This window comes from Pseudomonas sp. JV414, from assembly GCF_032424305.1.
In the GTDB taxonomy this organism is placed as follows: Bacteria; Pseudomonadota; Gammaproteobacteria; order Pseudomonadales; family Pseudomonadaceae; genus Aquipseudomonas; species Aquipseudomonas lini.
Genome location: NZ_VYKC01000022.1, coordinates 889,411 through 907,944, shown reverse-complemented (window position 1 = coordinate 907,944; position 18,534 = coordinate 889,411). Strand labels below are relative to the sequence as shown.

Here is an 18,534-nt window from a genome sequence, read left to right as displayed (position 1 = left end):
CGCGAAAGCGGTGTGTCAGGCGACATCAATGTTGAATGTGCCGCCGTCTTCGCGAGCAAGCCCGCTCCCACAATGAATCCCCGGAGCTCAAGCCCATGAACACCTCTCTCTTATCAGCCATCAAAGGCCTGCACCTGAACCTCGACCGTGTCGGTAGCTGGATCGCGCCCCTGACCTTGCGGGTGTTTCTGGCCTGGGAGTTTTTCGAATCAGGCCTGGAAAAATGGAACGGTCAGAACTGGTTCGCTGACATCCAGAACAGCTTCCCATTCCCCTTCAACCACGTGCCGGCCACGCTGAACTGGGAACTGGCGATGTGGGCCGAATTGATCTGTGCCCTCGCCCTGCTGGTGGGCCTGGGGACGCGGGTCTCGGCGATTATCCTGATCGTGGTCACGATCGTTGCGACCGCTGCCGTTCACTGGCCGGCCGATTGGTCTACATTGAGTGAACTTGCCCAGGGTTATGCCATCAGCAATAAAGGCCACGGCAACTTCAAACTGCCGCTGATCTACCTCGCAGCCCTCATGCCGTTATTGCTCTCGGGGGCCGGCAAACTCAGCATGGACGCGTTGTTGGCTCGACTCTTCTGGCGGCGCAGTCACCGCTGATACGCCAGCGTCTCGATAACCCACCCAACTTATGTAAAGGAGCCATCATGAGCGTAACCACCCAATGGATCGAGATCACCAGCGCCGACGGCACATTCGGCGCTTACCTGGCCATCCCCCACACCCGTAAAGGTCCGGGGATTGTGCTGATTCAGGAAATCTTCGGCGTCAACGAACACATCCGCTCGGTCGCCGAGCAGTACGCAGCCGACGGCTACCTGGTCATAACGCCGGATCTGTTCTGGCGTAACGGCCACCGTATCGAACTGGGCTACGACGAAGCTGGCTGGAAACGCGCCGTCGAATTGATGAATGCCACCGACACCACCAAGGCCCAGGCCGACATCAAACTGGCCATCGACGCCCTGAAGGCTCATCCGGGGCTGGACGGCAGAATCGCTTCCATCGGTTTCTGCTTCGGCGGCATGCTGTCGTACAACACCGCGGCCAACGGTTTCGTCGACGTGGCGATCGCCTACTACGGCGGCGGCATTCAGAACCAACTGGATCGGGCCGGTGAACTCAAGGTGCCGATGCTGATGCATTTCGGCGAACAGGACAGCCACATCCCCATCGACGCCGTGAAGCAAATCGCCGAGCGTTTCGAGTTCAACGACGACGTCGATATCGAGGTGTATCCGGGGGCCGAACATGGCTTCAACTGCTCACACCGTGACAGCTACAACCAGCGGGCGGCGGTGGAGGCGCACGGCAATACGTTGCTCTTTTTGAGTCAGAATCTTTAAGGCCTGATCGCCGGGGTTGGCGACATAAACAATCGGTGAGCATTCAATCCCGGAAACCCGCATGGACAACCTCTCAAAACCCAGACCGGCTTCAGTGCGTATCCCCTCCACGGTCTGGGCCTTGGGTTTTGTCAGCTTGTTCATGGACCTGTCTTCAGAACTGGTGCACAGCCTGTTGCCAATATTTCTGGTCACGACCCTGGGCGCGAGCGCGTTGACCGTCGGGGTGATCGAGGGCATCGCCGAAGCGACCGCGATGCTGACCAAAATCTTCTCCGGCGCCATCAGCGACTTTATCGGCCGGCGCAAAGGCCTGCTGTTGATGGGCTACGGTCTGGCCGCCTTGTCAAAACCGCTCTTTCCTCTCGCGCAATCGGTGGAGGTGGTGTTCACCGCGCGTTTTCTGGATCGCATCGGCAAAGGTATTCGTGGCGCGCCGCGAGATGCATTGGTCGCCGATGTCGCACCCGCCGAAATCCGTGGTGCTTGTTTTGGCATGCGCCAGTCGATGGACACCGTGGGCGCCATTCTGGGTCCGATCCTGGCTATCGTGCTGATGCTCTGGCTCGGGCAGATCCATCTGGTGTTGTGGTTTGCGGTGATCCCGGCGGTGATATCGGTGGCGCTGATTGTCGGCGGGGTAAAAGAACCGACCGCTGCCGCTGGCGAACGCACCTTTCGCTCACCTATCCACTGGAAGGTCCTGCGGGATTTTTCCCGTGGTTACTGGTGGGTGGTGATCGTCGGCGGGCTCTTCACGCTGGCCCGCTTCAGTGAAGCCTTTCTGGTGTTGAAGGCGCAACAAACAGGCCTGACAGCAACCTGGGTGCCGATGGTGATGGTGGTCATGTCGTTGCTTTATGCAGTGTCTGCCTACCCGGCCGGCTGGTTGTCCGACCGGATCAGCCGCACCAAAGTGCTGTGTGTCGGCATAGTCCTGCTGATCCTGGCGGACCTGTTATTGGCGCAAGCGGATTCGATCATGACCATGCTGGCGGGCGTAGCCCTGTGGGGCCTGCACATGGGTTTCAGCCAAGGGATTCTCGCAGCGCTGATCGCCGACACCGCGCCCGAACATCTCAGGGGCACGGCATTCGGCCTGTTCAATCTGATCAGCGGCGTGTGCCTGTTGATCGCCAGTGTGCTCGCCGGCGCGCTGTGGGAGACCTCGGGCTCGGCCAGCACCTTCATCGTCGGGGCGCTGCTGGCGGCTGCGGCGCTGCTGTTGCTTCTGCTGCGCAAGCCCTAAATTCCGGTCAGTTAAGCCGCGACGCACGCTTTATAGCAGACCCGCTCAGCTGCCCTCGCTACCGTGTGCTTCTTCAAAGAAGTAATCCTTCCAGCTGGCAGCCTTGTTTTTCAGCACACCGAGCTCCTGGAGTTTCTCGGCGTAGATGAAGGTGCGCTGGGGCACGACGGTGAAGTCGATTTCAGGGTCGGCGACGATTTTCTCAACCAGTGGCAGCGCCAGCTTCGATTGTTCCACCCGGAGATAGGTCTGGGCGGCTGCGGGCTTATCGGCCTTGATTATTTTCTCGGCCTCGGCGAGTGCCGCGTAAAACGCCTTGTAGGTTTTCGGGTTTTCGTCGTGGAATTTCTCGGTGGTGTACAGCACGTTAAACGTGGCCTGGCCACCCAATACGTCGTAGGAACTCAGCACCTTGTGCACGTTGGGACTCTGCAGTTCCTGGTACTGGAACGGCGGACTGGAGAAATGTGAGTTGATCTCCGAACCGCCGGCAATCAGCGCCGACGTTGCATCCGGGTGAGCGAGGCTGATCGAGATGTCGTCAAACTTCTTGAAGTTTTGTGCGCCAAACTGTTTCGCCGTTTCGATTTGTAAAGTGCGTGACTGGAAACCTACCCCTGCCGCCGGCACCGCGATGCGGTCCTTTTCGGTGAAATCCTTGAGGCTTTTTACGTTCGGGTTATTGGTCAGCAGGTAATTGGGCATCGACCCCAGCGAGGCGATGGCCTTGACGTTTTGTTTGCCCTTGGTCCGGTCCCAGATCGTCAGCATTGGCGGCACGCCTGCCGACACTACATCCAGCGCACCGGCCAAGAGAGTCTCGTTCATCGCCGTGGCACCCGAGATGCTGCTCCAGTCGACCTTGATGTCGAGGCCCTGCTCCTTGCCATGTTTCTCGATGAGCTGCTGATCGCGCACCACATCCAGGATCAGGTAACCGATACCAAATTGCTGGGCAATGCTGATTTTGCCTTCGGCCTGAGCGCCGGGGCTGAGTAATGCACTCACCGCCGCCACGGAGGCTGCCAACAGCGTCAATGCGGAGCGCTTGAAAGGAATCGCCATGAAAACCTCAACGTTATGGAAAGTGAGCACAATGCCGGCAAGTCAAGACGTAGAACCTGTGGGAGCGTGGCTTGCCCGCGAAGAACGATGACGCGTAATACCTGAAAAACCGCGGTGCATTCTTCGCGGGCAAGCCACGCTCCCACAGGATTCTCGTCGCTCAAATTTCAGTTTCAGAGCTTGGCGATCGACACCTCGGTGGATTTGACGAAGGCAATCACCTCGCTCCCCACTTTCAATTCAAGGTCGCGCACCGAACGGGTGGTAATCACCGAGGTGACGATTCCGGAAGCCGTTTGCACGTCGATTTCGGACACCACTTCGCCCTCTACTATTTCCTTGATGACACCCTTGAACTGATTTCGGACGTTGATCGCTTTGATGGTCATGATGAGGCTTCCTGTCTGGTGTCGGGCGCATCCGCATGGATGTGCAGGCCCTCAAAGTGCATCACCCGAACCAGCAACAAAAGGAATATATAATTATCTACTTATTCCTTAATAGAATATTAATTAAATAACCAAAACGAATTAACAAATACAAAATAAGTATTTATCGTTATAAAAATATCCACGTACTCTCAGCTCATCCCGTCATTCATCACCACAGTGAAGTGCCCCATGAATCCGACTGACAACCTCATCGACTTCGCCAGCTACCGCAAACGCAAACAGGCTCAGCAACGGGCACGGGCCATGTGGGAGATGTATGCACGTAACGCCGGCTTACAGGCTTATCAATGGGGCCAGGCCGCCCACTCGACCGAGACCCGTCACGCATGAACGCGCAGCAACCCTCGCGATTTCTGGCGAGCGCAGCGAGCGCAGACGAACCCGTGACGGACTTGAATAATCTGGAGCCACTGGAAGAAGAGCCGATCTGCGAGCGGGTCGCACAGAACCTGCAACGGCTGCGGGGCAAGCGTCACTTGTCCCTCGATGCGCTGGCCCGGCAATGCGGTGTGAGCCGGGCGATGCTGGCGCAGATCGAGTCCGGACGCAGCGTGCCGTCCATCAAAGTGCTGTGCAAAATTGCCAAAGGCCTGAAGGTCTCGGTGGCCGCCTTTCTTGAGCATCGGGCCTTCGAAGGTGTGGCCGTGCTGTCGGCACGTGAGAGCAAACGACTGGTCAGCGCCAGCGGAGCCTTCGTCAGCCGCGCCCTGTTCCCGTTTGATGTGGCACGCCAATCGGAATTTTACGAACTGCGCCTGAGCCCTTTGGGCGAAGATCACAGCGAGGGGCATGGCCCCGGTGTTCAGGAGAACCTGGTGGTGTCGCAGGGCGTGCTGGAAATCAGCGTCAACGATGAACGTTACCTGCTGTCTACCGGCGACTCGATCCTGTTCTACGCCGACCAGCCCCACCGCTACCGCAACCCCGCCGACAGTGAGGCAGTGGCGTATCTGGTGGTGACCTATCCGGAACGCCTGGATTAAACACCTGAAAGAGCAATGAACATCCAATGTGGGAGCGGGCTTGCTCGCGAAGAGGGAGTGTCAGTCGACATTAATGTTGCCTGGCACACCGCCTTCGCGAGCAAGCCCGCTCCCACAGTTTTATTACCGCTACCGACGAATACCGCGCTCAACCCAAATCCCTGTGGGAGCGGGCTTGCCCGCGATGAGGCCAGCACATTCAACATTGATATTGGCTGACACTCCGCCTTCGCGGGCAAGCCTCGCTCCTACGGGGGGATGTGGTGTCTGCCGGAATGAAAAAGCCCCCGTAACCGTAAGGTTGCGGGGGCTTTTTTTGTGTTGTCAGGGATCAGCAGGTGCAGCACATCAGCGGCATGCCATTGCAGCTCATCATCATCGGCATGCTGCAATCGTTCATCATTTTCATCATCAAGTCGCAGCAGCTTTTCATCATGTCCATGTTCATGCCGGCCATCGGCATGATTTTGCACATCATGCCGTCGGCCATCATGGTGCATTCCATCACGCACTTCATCGACGGCATCGGCATGCCCATCATCGGCATTGGCATCATCATGTTCATCATCGGCATGGCCATGCTCGCCTGGGACATGCACATCATGCTCATGTTGCCGCAGTGCATCATCATCGGCATGCCGCAGTTCATCATCATCTGCATCATTTCGGCGCTGTTCTTGAACATGGCCATGTCCATGCCTGCGGCCGGCATCATTTTGCACATCATGCCGTCGTCCACCATTTCGCAGCTCATGGTCGCCATCATCATCGGCATGCCCATCATTGGCATCATCGGCATGTTGGCGTTCATCATCGGCATTGGCATCTGCATGGCGTTCATCATGGTGTAACTCCCTAAGCGATTCGATAGTTGGACGAAGCTGATGGAGGCGGATTCTAAGGACTGGCGAAGGGACGACAAGATGATGGCCGAGCAGCAGGATTTGATGTAGAAACCGATTTAGTGGCGCGGTCGGGACGTCGCCGTCTGTTATAGCGGCGACAGCGTCTTCATCACAGACAGAATCAAAACGAAGACGTGGTTTTAGAAGTTACGGATATTCGACCCAGCGCTATATAAAGAACCGAAAGAAATAATCGATCTAAACAGTGCCGAATTTTTTATCCGGTAGCTCTGGAATCAATCAGTTAGCCGTATAGAACCATTTACGTCGACGTATTGAGCGCCACCGCCGCACGAATCAGCGTCTTCAACGCGTCTTCATCAATCCTGTCGCCCTCATGCAAATCAATCGCACGTCGGGTGTTGCCGTCGAGGCTGGCGTTGAACAGACCGGAAGGGTCCTCCAGCGAGGCCCCCTTGGCGAAGGTCATCTTCACGGCATTCTTGTACGTCTCGCCGGTGCAGATGATGCCGGCGTGCGACCACACTGGAACCCCTCTCCACTTCAACTCCTCGACCACGTCTGGGTCGGCCTGCTTGATCAGCGTTCGAACCCGAGCGAGCGTCTCACCCCGCCAGTCACTCAGCGCCTGGATTTTTGCCTCTATCAGTTCAGAGGCAGAACCTCCCTCCTCGTCTGCCTTTGCGTCGATCTTCTTCATGATGGTTGTCACTCCTCAGGGCGGTCATCAAGTTGCGTCGCTGGATAAAATCCAGCGACATAAACCATAGCAGGCACCCGCGATGATCAATGCAATCGAAACTGTGCTTTAGATCCATGGGCGCTTTTATACACGCTGGGCCATAAGCAATCCTTCGGCTTACAGTTACTGCTGAGCATTCACGGCTTTGCTCGAACGAAAAACCAGGCAGCTCGCCGCCACTAGCACCCATGCCGCAACACCGCCATACAGCATCACCCAGCCAAACCCATGGGCCAAAGCTGCGTTGGCGACATCGAGCGGAATCGTAGAGCCCTGGCCAGTCTGTGCCAGCACGGCGTTGTTGCCGGCTGAAATATTCTCCGCCAGCAACCTCAGTTGAACATCATCGGAGGAGCCAGATAACTGCTCGCGCAGGGAAGACAGGATGCCTTCCACCAAGATGAATCCCATCAGCGCGATATTGATTGCAAGGCTGATCATACGAGCGCTGATATCGATGCCCGATGCCATGCCTGCACGCTCACTGGGCACCGATCCGGTGGTGGTATTGGTGACAGGCGTATTGGTCAACCCCAGTCCAATCCCGGCGATCAGGCAGCCAGGAAGCATCGTCAGCCAGCTGGCATGCGTAACACTGCTGCCCCATTTCATCAGCAGGAACCCCAGACCTATGGTGAACAAGCCTGCGGGAATCACAGCCTCAGGTCGATAGCGCAGCGCCAGCCGTTCGCCCAATGGAGGGATAACCAGCGTCGGCAGTGTATAGGCCAGCAGTGCCAAACCGGTGCCGACACTGGCATAGCCCAGGCCATTTTGAAAGTACAGAGGCAGATAGATCATGAAGGGCCAGAAGCTGAAGTTCATGCCTGCCGACCCTAGCAAGGCACCCGAGAAGCGGCGGATGCGAAATACAGAGAAGTCGAACATGGGATCGACATAGCGTCGCTGCGCGACGACAAAGACGATGAAACTGACCATTGCCACAACCAGGCTGGCGATGGCCGAACCACTGGAGAAACCCACCCCCGCTCCCTGAGTGATGAACCAGGAAAGACCCAACACTGCCAGCGACAGCGAAATAATACCCAACACATCCAGCCTGCGACGCTGCGGGTCGCGTGACTCATCGACACCGGCGATCACCAGCACCAGCGCGAGCACTGCAATTGGCGCATGCACCAGAAACACCCATTCCCAACTCGACAACGCCACGATAACTGCGCCGATAATCGGACCGAACCCCAGACCGATGCCGAACACGATCCCCCAGGCACTGAACGCTTTGCCGCGCGCAGCTCCCGACTGGAATCGGTGAGACAACACTGCCACCTGACAAATCAGCATGGCACCACCGGACATACCTTGCAGGAATCGGTTTGCAATCAACACGCTGGCACTTTGCGCCCATCCACAGCCCAGAGAGGTAATGCCGAAAAGTACCAGGCTAATGACAAACACTCGCTTGCGCCCATACCGATCCGCCAGTGTGCCGGTGGCCATCAGTACCGTGGTGCAGGCGATGGTGTAGGCATTCATGATCCACTGCATATCGTTGAAATCGCTGTGCAGAACCGATTCAAGCGTGGGCAGGATTGCCGGCACGCTCGAGATTTCCAGGCCGAACATCAGCGAGGCCAAGCAAACGGCGGCTATTGTGAAAACATCTTTTTGCGAAGAAGAGAACGGCATCGTGATCTTCCAGATCAAGTTGATGGGCACTGGCAAGGCCGCCCCAAGGGGAGTTGGTGCGATCGCCTGACCAGCGTCACCAGACATAACTCCAAGTGACCGGCCGCATTCTGGAAGTAATTAAAAAATGACAGAAATGATTAAATTTCGTAAGTTTTATTAATATTCATCATGAGTGGACTAAATGGACTTCGACCCAGCTCTGTTACGTGCTTTTGTCGCGATCAAGGAGACCGATAGTTTCACTCGTGCCGCAGAACGGCTGCACTTAAGCCAGTCAGCGATCAGTCATCAGATCCGGCGCCTGGAAGAACAGGCCGGCACCACCCTACTGGTGCGTACCACCCGACGTTTGACGCTGACAGAAGATGGCGAAGATTTTCTGCGTCATGCCGAACATGTCCTCAGAGCGCAAGACGCCCTCTCCCGGCGTTTCGAAACGTCATCGGTATCCGGGACCGTGCGCTTCGGTGTGCCAGAAAACTTTATCGGCGACGGCTTGCCGCCGTTACTGACTCGGTTCGCCAGACAATTTCCCGCAGTACGTCTGGATGTAACCGTTGGCACCTACCTCGATCTGCGCGCGCAGGTCGATGCCGATGGGCTCGATCTGGCCGTGGTCATGACATTGCCGGGCAGTCAGGCCGGCGGTACCGTGCTGCGCGAAACCCGGTTTGTCTGGGCTGCGGCGCAGAGTTTCGACTTTACCGGCGAGGCCCCTTTACCGCTGGCGTTTGCACCAGCGCCCTGCATGCACCGGCAAGTGGCCGTAGAGGCATTAGCGAGTTCCACCGTGGATTGGCGGGTCGCCTTTACCTCTCCAAGTCAACAAGGACTGCGGGCGGCGGTATTGGCAGGGCTTGCCGTCACCGCGCTACCGTTGGGAGATCTAGAGCCCGGCATGGTGGTGATTGACGGGCAATATGGCCTGCCACCGCTGCTGGATGCTGATTTCAGACTGATATGGAGCATCACAGGAAAGACGCCTGCGGCCAATACATTTGGGCAACTGCTGGTGGAGATGTCTGAGTCGTCATCGATCTAGAACAAGCTGACTGCCATTGGCATTCCAGGGTAAGCGTCCTGTTGATTGCGAATGGCTGTTTGGGTTGTGGACGTTGGACACGGGATGGGCCCGCGCTCTTCGTTAGTAATTGGCTAAACGGCACGCGAGGCGGGTTGAAGTCATTAGCTCTCAATCACCCAATCACGCTCGCATACACCGACCGGTCAACATTCCCGCCGGACAGAATCACAGCCACCTTTTTACCCAGCATCATTTCACGCTCCTGAATCAGCGCTGCCAGCGCAGCCGCACCTGCCCCTTCAGCAAGGTTGTGGGTATCGGTGTAATACACGCGCATGGCCTCGGCAATCTCGCCCTCGCTGACAGAGACGATTCGCGCCGAAGCGGCCCCGTAAATGGCGAACGCATCGGGAACTGGCTTACGCACGGCCAAGCCATCCGCAAAGGTATTTGCCGAGGCGGTCTCGCAGATTGCCCCAGCTTCAAACGATAACTTCGCCGCCGCAGCCTCTTTGGAAACCACGCCCACCACTTGGGTCTTCATGCCGAGCGCATCGCGGGCGGCGATCACCCCGCAGATCCCCGATCCACAGCCAATCGGCACGTAGACGGTATCCAGATCCGGCGCAGCGATGAACAGCTCCAGCGCATACGTGGCCACACCTTTGACCAACTCGGTGTGGAACGGCGGCACCAGGTAGAGGTCATGCACCTGCGCCAGACGTGCGGCCTCTTCACGGGCCTCGTCGAAATCGCGACCACACTCAACCACTTCGCCGCCAAAGCCGCGCATGGCATTGTTCTTCTCTAGCGAATTACCTTCCGGCACGACAATCAAAGCCCTCAAACCCAGCGTGCTGGCCGCCAGCGCCAGGCTCTGACCATGGTTGCCGCGCGTAGCGGAGACAATGCCCTTCACGCCCGGATGTTCGCGCCGCAGCCAGTGCAAGAAGGTAATGCCACCCCGCACTTTGAAAGCGCCTGTAGGTGTGTGGTTTTCGTGTTTGACCCAGACAGTGCAACCTAACCGCTCAGCCAGCAATGGCCAAGGGTATTGGGCGGTGGCAGGCATGACTTGGTATACGTGGCGGGCAGCTTGTTCGAGATCGTCGCGAGTCAGTTTGTGCATGAGTTGTCTTCCTGAGGCTTTTCCCAGTCTAGGCATGGGCACGTCAAGCCGGCTTTCAAAAAACTGACCTGACTTTTACGCCCCCTCTTCACTACTATGGTGTTCATGAGCCTTCGAAACCGCCTGCAGCCCTCGCTCGTACCTGAACCGATTCGTCGTGTCGAGGCAGGGCCGTGGGCGATCGAATTGCTACCCGGCGCCGCCTACGCGACCCGATATGTTGCGACCCAGGCAGCGATCGGCTTTGCCTTCGACAGCCAACGAGGCTTGCACGCCATTGGCAGCGACCGAGTGCGCCCCTTCGATGCCATGCCCAATGGACTGGCGTTCGTCCCCGCTGGCTGTGATGTGTTGTCCGAGTCACCCTCGGGCGGTGAATACCTGCGGATCATGCGCACCGACGGTATTTCATTGCTGGGTGACCGGGCATTCAACAATCGCATTGATCAGCCAGCCGTTAACCTCGCCCTGCGAATGCGCCGCGCGCTGTTGCAGAACTCCGTGGAGGACGACTGTGAAGCCTGGGCACTCGCATTGGCTGAACGGGCGGAGGGCATCGACGCGTCGCCGGCGCCGCCCCAAGGCTCTATAACCGGCAGCCGGATGCGCCTGCTCGATGAATTCATAGATGCTGGCCTCGACGGCCCACTGGGTATACAGGCAATGGCGGGGTTGCTTGACTTGTCCGAAGGTTATTTCATGCGCGCATTCAAGAACGCGACGGGCAAGAGCCCCCATAGCTATCTAATCGACCGACGCCTGGCCAAAGCCCGAGCATCGATGCGCGATTCGACCGCCAGCCTGTCGGAGATCGCACTCACCTGCGGCTTTAACTCCCAAGCGCACATGACAACCGCTTTCAAGCAACGCCTTGGAGTCAGTCCAGCGCAATTGCGAAGGCGTTCGACGTAAGGGATTGCGTCTCGCTGCGCGTCGGCGTTCATCGCCAAGAAGGTAAGTCCCGCAATTGCCTCGCACACTGCAAGAACTCGCTTGTACTCATCCGGCCCATACCACACCCAAAGCGTAGTGGAAAATTCCACCAATTTCTGGATAATGGCCATATGCCGCCACTCTGCACAGCCCACTGATAAGGACATCACGTTCGATGAAGTTGCCGTCCCCTGCTCTGATCCTCGCTTGCGCTCTGCTCCTGCCCACCGTCGCCCAAGCCAGCGATGCCGCGTTGACCGAAACGCTCAAGGCTTTTACCCGCTGCGATGCCAGTTTCTTCGCCAGCCTGAACACCCACCGCGATGCCTGGGGGGCGTTTGCGCCGCTTAAGCAGGAAAAAGATGCGGCGTGGATAACCGTCAAAAACCGCGGCAACAGCCCGGAAAATTCGGTGCCTCTGCGCGGTACGCCGATCGTTGCCGGTATGAAACTGTTGTCCTATGTCGACGAGAGCAGCGACCTCGGCCAACTGGGTCACTACTATTTCTGGGGCTTCATTGTTGAAGGCGGCATAGACGAAGTGGCTAAGCGCCTCGCGCCGCTGATGGAGCAACCCGGGCAACTGCAGAATGTAGGCTCGTCCTATGTGCGCAGTGAACTCAAGATCGGTGACCAATGGCGAGTCATCCGGCCGCAGCCAGGCACGGCGCCGGGTAGCAAACGTGCGGAACGCATCTTGATCGTCGAGGCGGAAGGCAAACAGGGCACTCAGTCGCGGGTCAGTTGTTCCGTGCAAGGCGCCGTTGACGGTGCGATGCTCGCCCAACTGCGCCCGGACATCGCGCCGGCTGATTATCCTCAGCCACAACCAGAGACGAGCTTTGCTGATATCGCCGTACCGCAAGACGTGCTCAAGCGCCTCGACTCGCCTCTGCTCAAACCGAAATTCAAAACGTTGAGCTACACCTACGCCACCAGGACCGGCAATGCCATCAAGGATCGTCCGGTAACGGTTGAGTACACCGCAGACGGCGGTTTGCTGAAGAAGAATGAGATCTACAGCAAAGCCTTCCACGTCGAGCGTCTCACCCAGGCGGGCCTGATTCAGTTGAAGTCGAAAATGAACGGCGTAGGCGATGGACGCGTGTTGCTCACCCGCGAACTTGAGGTTAAGGCCCCGACGAGCTGGGGCCCCGGCCAGACGTTGAGCGCTCGCCTGGTCATGGAAGAAGTACCTGCCCGGCCAACCGACAAACCCATGAAGCTGTCGACGACTTGCACCGTGGGTCAGCGCTTCCCTGCCCGGCAAGTATTCGCCTCGCTGACCGGTGATGCCATCGCGCTTGAGTGCGAACAGGGCACCAGTAAAACCTCCAATGCCTTTATCGAGGACTTGGGGGTTTCCCTGACGCTGGAGTCGACGTGGGACAAATCGAATAGCGTGTACACGTTCACTGCAGTGGATGTTGTGCGTTAAGCAGTCATCGAGACTGAGGCCAAGACACGCTTCTAGATGCAGCGACTACATGGGTGGCCGCCAGCACCAAGAGTGCGGTATCGAGCGCTTCCGAATCAAATGTATGGCAGCGCTGTGCGGCTATTTTGCAGATGCGCGTCGTCCCGGGTTTAGCCGGGTGGGCAATCACGTCTGAACGGTCTGCCAAACCCGAACACGACAAATGCCGTTAACTTTTTTGGATGATAATAGGTTCTATTAATGAGAAAGATCTTCCTGCCGTTTGTCATCGCACTGTTGTGCCTGCACGGTTGTGCGGAAATGCCCGCGTACTCCAACATCGACCCCGTCACGGTGGGTGACGAGTCGCGTTATACCGTGGTCGAAACCGATACTTATGCGGGCAGGGTCCAGCGTCACTATGCCGATCTCCAGCCGGACTTGAACATCATAAAGATCAACGACAAAAAAGTCGGCAACATCCCGTTCTCCACGTACTACTACAAGAACGACTCCCCGCAGCGAGCGGTGCTGAAGCCGGGCACCTACACCATCCAACTGGAATACCGTCTACCCCGTCACTTCCTGTTCGTGGACCTGAAGTTCGACGGCAAACCCGGCCAGAAAATAATGGCACGCTCAAGGTACGTGGGCCTCAATCGGCTGGAAGTATGGCTGGAGGATGCAGCCACCGGTAAGGTAGTGAGCACCCGGGCGTACTAACACAACGTTAAATCAGCCCCCATCATTTGACCGTGCCCGGCAGTCATCCCAAACCTCACGCATCACATCCTTAAGCATCAGCGCCTCGGCCCAACGATCGGTGATATCGCGTCCGTCGGCACCCGTAATGGCATAAGGCGGTGGGCCGAGTTCACAAGTGAATGACAAGCTGTCAGGTGTGTTCGGCCGGGCCAGCCAATCCTCGATCCCATAGCGCCACCAGCCCAGGAAACGTTCTAGCCAGGGTCGATGCTGGGCAAAGCTCAGGGGCACCTGGACCTGTTCGCCGTTAGCGACACGACCATGAAAACCCCAACTGTGGCGCAGGATGGTGTGGATCTGTTCGTCGTCCTCGGCAGTGGCCAACTCTGGCAGTTCGCGACCCACGACATAGTGGGACAAGTCGGCCAACAGTTTGAGATCGGGCATTTCAGCGAGAATGTCGAGGGTGAACAACAGGTCATTGGTGAGGCGATAACGGTGGGTTTCCAGCAGAACAGGAAAGTCCACCTGCTCGGCCAGACGCTGCCAGCCTTCGATCAGTTCGATAGCTTGCTTCAGCGTGCGCGGCCGCACGTCTGCTTGCAGCGTGAGGTGGTGGCAGCCGTAGCGGGACGCGACATCGATCGCTGCCGCCAGATCATCCACGGTGCGGGGAAACACCTGCCCTTCGATTCGCAGGCCCTGCGCCTTGGCGGCGGCATGCAGGCGAGCGGCATGTGGCGCGACCCAGAAATGGTCGGTGATCCCGTCGAAGCCGGCGGCGGCGATTTTCTCCACTTGCGCTTCCAGGGGAAGGTCGCATTGGCCGCGGTGATCTTGCATGGCCCACTGGGACTGAAAGACCAGGAATTCACGCATGTCAGTTCCTCAGCAGTTGTTTGAGCGGTACATCGGCGTCGGCCAGAGCGTCAACCGAGAGAGGGTTATGGTGAGCGATCAGCCGTTCGCAAAGCTTGATGTCCTTGGCGATGCTATTCCCCTGCCCCCAGCCGCAAGCGCCTTGCAAACGTTGCTCGGAATCAAGGTAGAACAGCAGGAAACCGCCACCGGGGGTTGGCCGGCTCGCGGTGGGTTGTGTGTTTGCGATCACGCCCACGGTCTGCAATCCCCAGTCGTATTGATCGGACCAAAAACCGGGAATGACCTCGAAGGGCAGCTCGCCGCCCAACAGATTCAGAGCGGCGTGACGGCCCTGAGTCTCGGCGTTGCGCCAGGTTTCCTGACGCTGGAAAACGCCTTGCGGGTGCAGCCGAAACTCACAGACATCGCCCGCGGCAAAGATGTCTGGCGCACTGGTGCGCAGTTGGGCATCGACGCGGATGCCCTGGCCGACCTCGAGTCCTGCGGCCGCGGCCAGTTCAGTGTTGGGTTGCATGCCGATGCCCACCACCACCAAGTCGCAGGGCAACAACTCGCCGTTGACCAGTTGCACGGACTCAACATGAGTAGCGCCCTGCACCGCCTCAATGGCCACATTCAGCCGGACATCCACGCCCTGACTTCGATGCAGTTCCAGCAGGACACTGGACAGTTGCTCCGGCAACACCCGACCCGCCAAGCGCGGACCAGCCTCGAGCAAAGTCACGGTACAACCCAAGGCACGGGCGGTGGCGGCGACTTCGAGCCCGATAAAGCCGCCGCCGATGATCACCACCCGGGCCTCAGGCTGCAACGACGCGCGCAGTGCCAGGGCTTCGTCATGAGTACGCAAATAAAGCACATTGAGCAAATGCTCGGGCACCGAGGCGAGTCTGCGCGACCGCCCTCCCGTCGCCAATAACAGCCGGGCGTAATGTAGCCAGCTGCCGTCGGCCAACTCCAGACGATGCTGCTGCGGATCCAGGCATTTCACCGGGTTGCCGGCCAGGTGTTCGATGTCCAGATCGGCTAGCTGAGCGGTGTCGCACAGGCTGTAACCCGCCAGATCGACCGTGCCCTGCAACAGCCCCTTGGACAGCGGCGGACGTTCATAGGGCGGGTGGGACTCGTCGCCTATCAGAATCAGGCGACCGCTATAACCTTCGCCGCGCAAGGTCAGGGCTGCGCGGCCACCCGCATGCCCGGCGCCGACGATAACCAGTGGAGCATTGGCAGGATTCATGGCAAAGACTCCGCGCAGTTAAACCGTGATGGCGAGCAGCACACGCCCCGCCTCGACCCGGACTTCATAGGTCTTGAGGTTGACGCACACCGGGGCGCCAAGGGCTTTGCCGGAGCGGTAATCGAAACGCCCGTTGTGTTTGGGGCACTCGATGACATGCTCCATCACCAGGCCATCGGCCAAGTGGATGGACTCATGGGTGCACAGGCCCGCGGTGGCGAAAAACTCGCTGTCGGCGGAGCGGTAGACGGCATAGGTGTGCTGGCCATGGTCGAAACGAATGACATCTTCATCGTCGATATCGTCCACGGCACATACATCGATCCATTGATCGGTCATGGCGTTTTCTCTTGTAGTGGTACAGGCAGGAAGGTGTCATGTGGGAGCGGGCTTGCTCGCGAAAGCGGTGTATCAGGCGACATCGATGTTGACTGTGACGCCGTCTTCGCGAGCAAGCCCGCTCCCACAGGGGTTGTGCCTATTGGATGTCAGGCCGGCGTTACTTCAGGTTCTGCCTGGACGTTGGCGGCCGGCGCTGCGCGTTGTGGCAAAGGACGAGAGACGAAATAAGTCGGGTCTTTGCGCTGCTTCCAGATGGTCGGGAGGATCTCCTTGAAGGCCTCGAACAGACTGGTGTAAGGCGGCGGGCAGTCGTTGCGAATTTCCTCGTGAAGCTGCGCCAGCGCGTGAAAAGGCACCATTGGATACATGTGGTGCTCAAGGTGATAGTTCATGTTGAGGTACATGAAGCGCAGCACCGGGCCCATATAAATCGTGCGGCAGTTGCTGCGGTGATCGAGTACATCCTCAGCCAGGCCAACATGCTGCGACAGGCCGAACAGGTAGGACAGCCAACCGCCATAGAGCGTCGGCAGACCAATAAACATCAGCGGCAACCAGCTCTGCAGATAAAGCGCAGTGCCCACGGTAAGCGCATAAATCGTTAGCCAGACGCGTGCGTCCCTCACAACCTTAGGCCACTCGGACTCAGGGATGAACGTCTGTTCTTCTTCACCCATCCGCCCTACCGCATGCTTGCAGACTGACCCCATCGTCTTCAACGCGTAAGGCATTCTGAACAGGCTCAGCACCATATTTATCAGGCTTGGCGGACGCGGTTCGACGATCTCCGGATCGCGGCCGACGATGACGGTGTCGGTGTGGTGCCGTGCGTGGCTCCAGCGCCATACTTGGGGTTCGAACATGAACATGAAGCTCGACAGCTGATAGACCGCATCATTCATCCAGCGGGTTTTGAACGCTGTACCGTGACCCGCTTCGTGCCAACGGGCATTGGACGCCGTGCCGTAGAGCATCCCGTAGACGAAGAAGAACGGAACGCAGGCCCAGGAGCCCCAGAACCAGTAACCGCCGAAGCCGGTGACGACCATCGCCGACAGCCAGATCGCGGTATCAAGCAAGGCCGGGCCATCGCGGCGCTGCATCAGTTCCTTCATGCGTCTACGAGAAATGGGGGATTGGTACCAGCTTGCCGATACCAAGCCTTTTTGCGCCGCTCGGGCCGCTTCGGGACCGGTCAATCGATAATCCCGAGGCACGGGTTTACCGGTGTTTTCAAAGGCTGCGTTTTGTTCAGGCATTTTATTGTTCTCCGCAAGCTTGATTGTTTCAGGCACTTTTCGACGCGGGATCACATCGCTGGAGAAAATATAGAGAGCGCAGAAATCACCCTCAAGCCCTTGAATACATTCCCTATCAAGCTATCATCCAGGCCCATTGAAGCTTGATAGTTTTCTATCAAAGCGTTTGCAGGACCTGCCATGAACAACACCAAACGCCCCACCATCGCCACGGTCGCCGAGCACGCTGGCTTGAGTGTCGCTACGGTTGACCGGGTGCTCAACGCCAGGGCTCCGGTCAACCCGGACACCGCCGAGCAGGTATTCCAGGCCGCCGAAGCGGTCGGTTATTTCGCCGCCAGGCTGATCGGTCAGCGGATCCGCGAACGTCGTCCCACCTATCGTTTCGGCATCCTCTTGCTCGGCACCGCCCAGGCGTTTTATGGCAACGTTGCCGCCGCCATCACCGAGGCGGCGCAGCGTCAGGCTGGCGCCAACCTGAGCATTCAATTCGAGTACGTTTTCGATCGCACGCCCAGCTCGATCATTGCCCAGATCGAGCAACTGGCGGTGCAGTGCGATGGTCTGGCGGTGGTCAGTTTCGCGCATCCGCTGATCAATGCCGCCATCGCGCAGATCAGAGAGGCCGGCGTGCCGGTGATCGCAATGCTGTCGGACATTCATGAGGCGGCGGATGAGCCTTACGTCGGCCAGGATAATCACGAGGTCGGACGTACCATGGGTTGGCTGATGGCTCACACCTGTGGCGCCCGTAAAGGCAGTGTCGGGGTGTTGCTCGGTGGTCACCGTTTTCTTGGCCATCAGGCGCGGGTCGAGGGGCTGCGCAGCTACCTGGCGGAGCGCGCTCCGGGGTTGCGCCTGCTGGAAGCGGTGATCAATCTGGACAATTGCGACATCACCGAAGAGGCGACGCTGGACCTGCTGGCGCGGCATGACGACTTGCGCGGTTTGTGCGTGGTCGGCGGTGGCGGCGACGGGGTCATCAATGCCCTGTCGCAACTGCCGAAGCAGCCGTCGCTGTGCTGCATTCTGCAGGAGTCGACCGAGCTGTCGCGACAAGCGCTGGATCAGGGATTGATCAGCTTGGTGATCGACTCCCAGCCACGATTATTGGCAACCGCGCTGGTCGATTTGCTGGTCGAGCTGCAGACCACGCCGGACTTCGATCCGATACGGCATCGAATCCATATTCCGTTGCAGATCATCACCTCAGAAAACGCCCGAGCGTGATCGCCC

20 protein-coding genes are annotated in these 18,534 nt (G+C 58.3%); 10 read left to right on the top strand and 10 right to left on the bottom strand.

From position 1 onward, the window contains the following. Positions 1-95: 95 nt before the first annotated feature. The 3 genes from F6R97_RS28120 (at position 96) to F6R97_RS28110 (ending at position 2,606) form a co-directional block, all read left to right on the top strand. Positions 96-611 carry a DoxX family protein gene (locus tag F6R97_RS28120; protein ID WP_315867460.1) on the top strand — a complete coding sequence of 172 codons (516 nt, stop codon included), beginning with the start codon at positions 96-98 and terminating at the stop codon, positions 609-611. A 47-nt stretch (positions 612-658) separates the two neighbouring features. Next, positions 659-1,357 carry a dienelactone hydrolase family protein gene (locus F6R97_RS28115; protein WP_048394732.1) on the top strand — a complete coding sequence of 233 codons (699 nt, stop codon included), beginning with the start codon at positions 659-661 and terminating at the stop codon, positions 1,355-1,357. A 61-nt stretch (positions 1,358-1,418) separates the two neighbouring features. Beyond that, positions 1,419-2,606, top strand: coding sequence for an MFS transporter (locus tag F6R97_RS28110; protein WP_048394734.1), 1,188 nt, complete (start codon positions 1,419-1,421; stop codon positions 2,604-2,606). Positions 2,607-2,651: 45 nt separating this feature from the next. Here F6R97_RS28110 and F6R97_RS28105 read toward each other — a convergent pair whose 3' ends face one another. After that, on the bottom strand, positions 2,652-3,671 hold the full coding sequence (locus F6R97_RS28105) for an ABC transporter substrate-binding protein (RefSeq protein ID WP_315867459.1): 1,020 nt from the start codon (positions 3,669-3,671) through the stop codon (positions 2,652-2,654). A gap of 173 nt (positions 3,672-3,844) precedes the next feature. Then, positions 3,845-4,060, bottom strand: a complete 216-nt coding sequence (locus F6R97_RS28100; RefSeq protein ID WP_038983759.1) for a molybdopterin-binding protein — start codon at positions 4,058-4,060, stop codon at positions 3,845-3,847. A gap of 231 nt (positions 4,061-4,291) precedes the next feature. Between F6R97_RS28100 and F6R97_RS28095 the strand changes: the two genes are divergently transcribed. After that, a complete protein-coding gene (locus tag F6R97_RS28095; RefSeq protein ID WP_167344815.1) occupies positions 4,292-4,453 on the top strand; it encodes a hypothetical protein in 162 nt (53 codons plus the stop codon). After that, positions 4,450-5,106, top strand: a complete 657-nt coding sequence (locus F6R97_RS28090) for an XRE family transcriptional regulator (RefSeq protein ID WP_315867458.1) — start codon at positions 4,450-4,452, stop codon at positions 5,104-5,106. The genes F6R97_RS28095 and F6R97_RS28090 overlap by 4 nt, the downstream gene beginning before the upstream one ends. Before the next feature lie 331 nt (positions 5,107-5,437). On the opposite strand, the gene F6R97_RS28085 is transcribed toward F6R97_RS28090, so the two are convergent. From F6R97_RS28085 to F6R97_RS28075, 3 genes are all read right to left on the bottom strand, one after another. Further along, on the bottom strand, positions 5,438-5,950 hold the full coding sequence (locus F6R97_RS28085) for a hypothetical protein (protein WP_315867457.1): 513 nt from the start codon (positions 5,948-5,950) through the stop codon (positions 5,438-5,440). A gap of 323 nt (positions 5,951-6,273) precedes the next feature. Continuing rightward, positions 6,274-6,672: a DUF1801 domain-containing protein gene (locus tag F6R97_RS28080; RefSeq protein WP_038983762.1), complete on the bottom strand. Its 399-nt coding sequence runs from the start codon at positions 6,670-6,672 to the stop codon at positions 6,274-6,276. 165 nt (positions 6,673-6,837) lie between these two features. Next, the gene (locus F6R97_RS28075) at positions 6,838-8,364 is read right to left on the bottom strand and encodes an MFS transporter (RefSeq protein WP_048394739.1); all 1,527 of its coding nucleotides are present in this window, start codon (positions 8,362-8,364) and stop codon (positions 6,838-6,840) included. 184 nt (positions 8,365-8,548) lie between these two features. Between F6R97_RS28075 and F6R97_RS28070 the strand changes: the two genes are divergently transcribed. Continuing rightward, positions 8,549-9,409 carry a LysR family transcriptional regulator gene (locus tag F6R97_RS28070; protein ID WP_048394741.1) on the top strand — a complete coding sequence of 287 codons (861 nt, stop codon included), beginning with the start codon at positions 8,549-8,551 and terminating at the stop codon, positions 9,407-9,409. Between the two features lie 154 nt (positions 9,410-9,563). Here the strand turns inward: F6R97_RS28070 and F6R97_RS28065 are convergent, their stop codons facing one another. Beyond that, complete coding sequence (locus F6R97_RS28065) at positions 9,564-10,520, bottom strand: threonine dehydratase (protein WP_048394743.1); 957 nt, start codon at positions 10,518-10,520, stop codon at positions 9,564-9,566. Between the two features lie 96 nt (positions 10,521-10,616). On the opposite strand from F6R97_RS28065, the gene F6R97_RS28060 reads away from it, so the two are divergent. From F6R97_RS28060 to F6R97_RS28050, 3 genes are all read left to right on the top strand, one after another. Next, positions 10,617-11,432 (top strand): AraC family transcriptional regulator, encoded by an 816-nt coding sequence (locus tag F6R97_RS28060; protein WP_315867456.1) that lies wholly within the window; start codon positions 10,617-10,619, stop codon positions 11,430-11,432. Between the two features lie 196 nt (positions 11,433-11,628). Next, positions 11,629-12,891 (top strand): hypothetical protein, encoded by a 1,263-nt coding sequence (locus F6R97_RS28055; RefSeq protein ID WP_038983766.1) that lies wholly within the window; start codon positions 11,629-11,631, stop codon positions 12,889-12,891. A 240-nt stretch (positions 12,892-13,131) separates the two neighbouring features. Beyond that, positions 13,132-13,593 carry a hypothetical protein gene (locus tag F6R97_RS28050; protein ID WP_038983767.1) on the top strand — a complete coding sequence of 154 codons (462 nt, stop codon included), beginning with the start codon at positions 13,132-13,134 and terminating at the stop codon, positions 13,591-13,593. Between the two features lie 12 nt (positions 13,594-13,605). Here the strand turns inward: F6R97_RS28050 and F6R97_RS28045 are convergent, their stop codons facing one another. The 4 genes from F6R97_RS28045 to F6R97_RS28025 form a co-directional block, all read right to left on the bottom strand. Continuing rightward, on the bottom strand, positions 13,606-14,454 hold the full coding sequence (locus tag F6R97_RS28045; RefSeq protein WP_038983768.1) for a sugar phosphate isomerase/epimerase family protein: 849 nt from the start codon (positions 14,452-14,454) through the stop codon (positions 13,606-13,608). 1 nt (position 14,455) lies between these two features. Next, positions 14,456-15,697, bottom strand: a complete 1,242-nt coding sequence (locus F6R97_RS28040; RefSeq protein ID WP_315867455.1) for an NAD(P)/FAD-dependent oxidoreductase — start codon at positions 15,695-15,697, stop codon at positions 14,456-14,458. 18 nt (positions 15,698-15,715) lie between these two features. After that, complete coding sequence (locus tag F6R97_RS28035; RefSeq protein ID WP_038983770.1) at positions 15,716-16,036, bottom strand: MocE family 2Fe-2S type ferredoxin; 321 nt, start codon at positions 16,034-16,036, stop codon at positions 15,716-15,718. Between the two features lie 149 nt (positions 16,037-16,185). Next, positions 16,186-17,298 carry a fatty acid desaturase family protein gene (locus tag F6R97_RS28025; RefSeq protein WP_315867454.1) on the bottom strand — a complete coding sequence of 371 codons (1,113 nt, stop codon included), beginning with the start codon at positions 17,296-17,298 and terminating at the stop codon, positions 16,186-16,188. 180 nt (positions 17,299-17,478) lie between these two features. On the opposite strand from F6R97_RS28025, the gene F6R97_RS28020 reads away from it, so the two are divergent. Beyond that, positions 17,479-18,528: a LacI family DNA-binding transcriptional regulator gene (locus F6R97_RS28020; RefSeq protein WP_038983772.1), complete on the top strand. Its 1,050-nt coding sequence runs from the start codon at positions 17,479-17,481 to the stop codon at positions 18,526-18,528. The last annotated feature ends 6 nt before the right edge of the window (positions 18,529-18,534 follow it).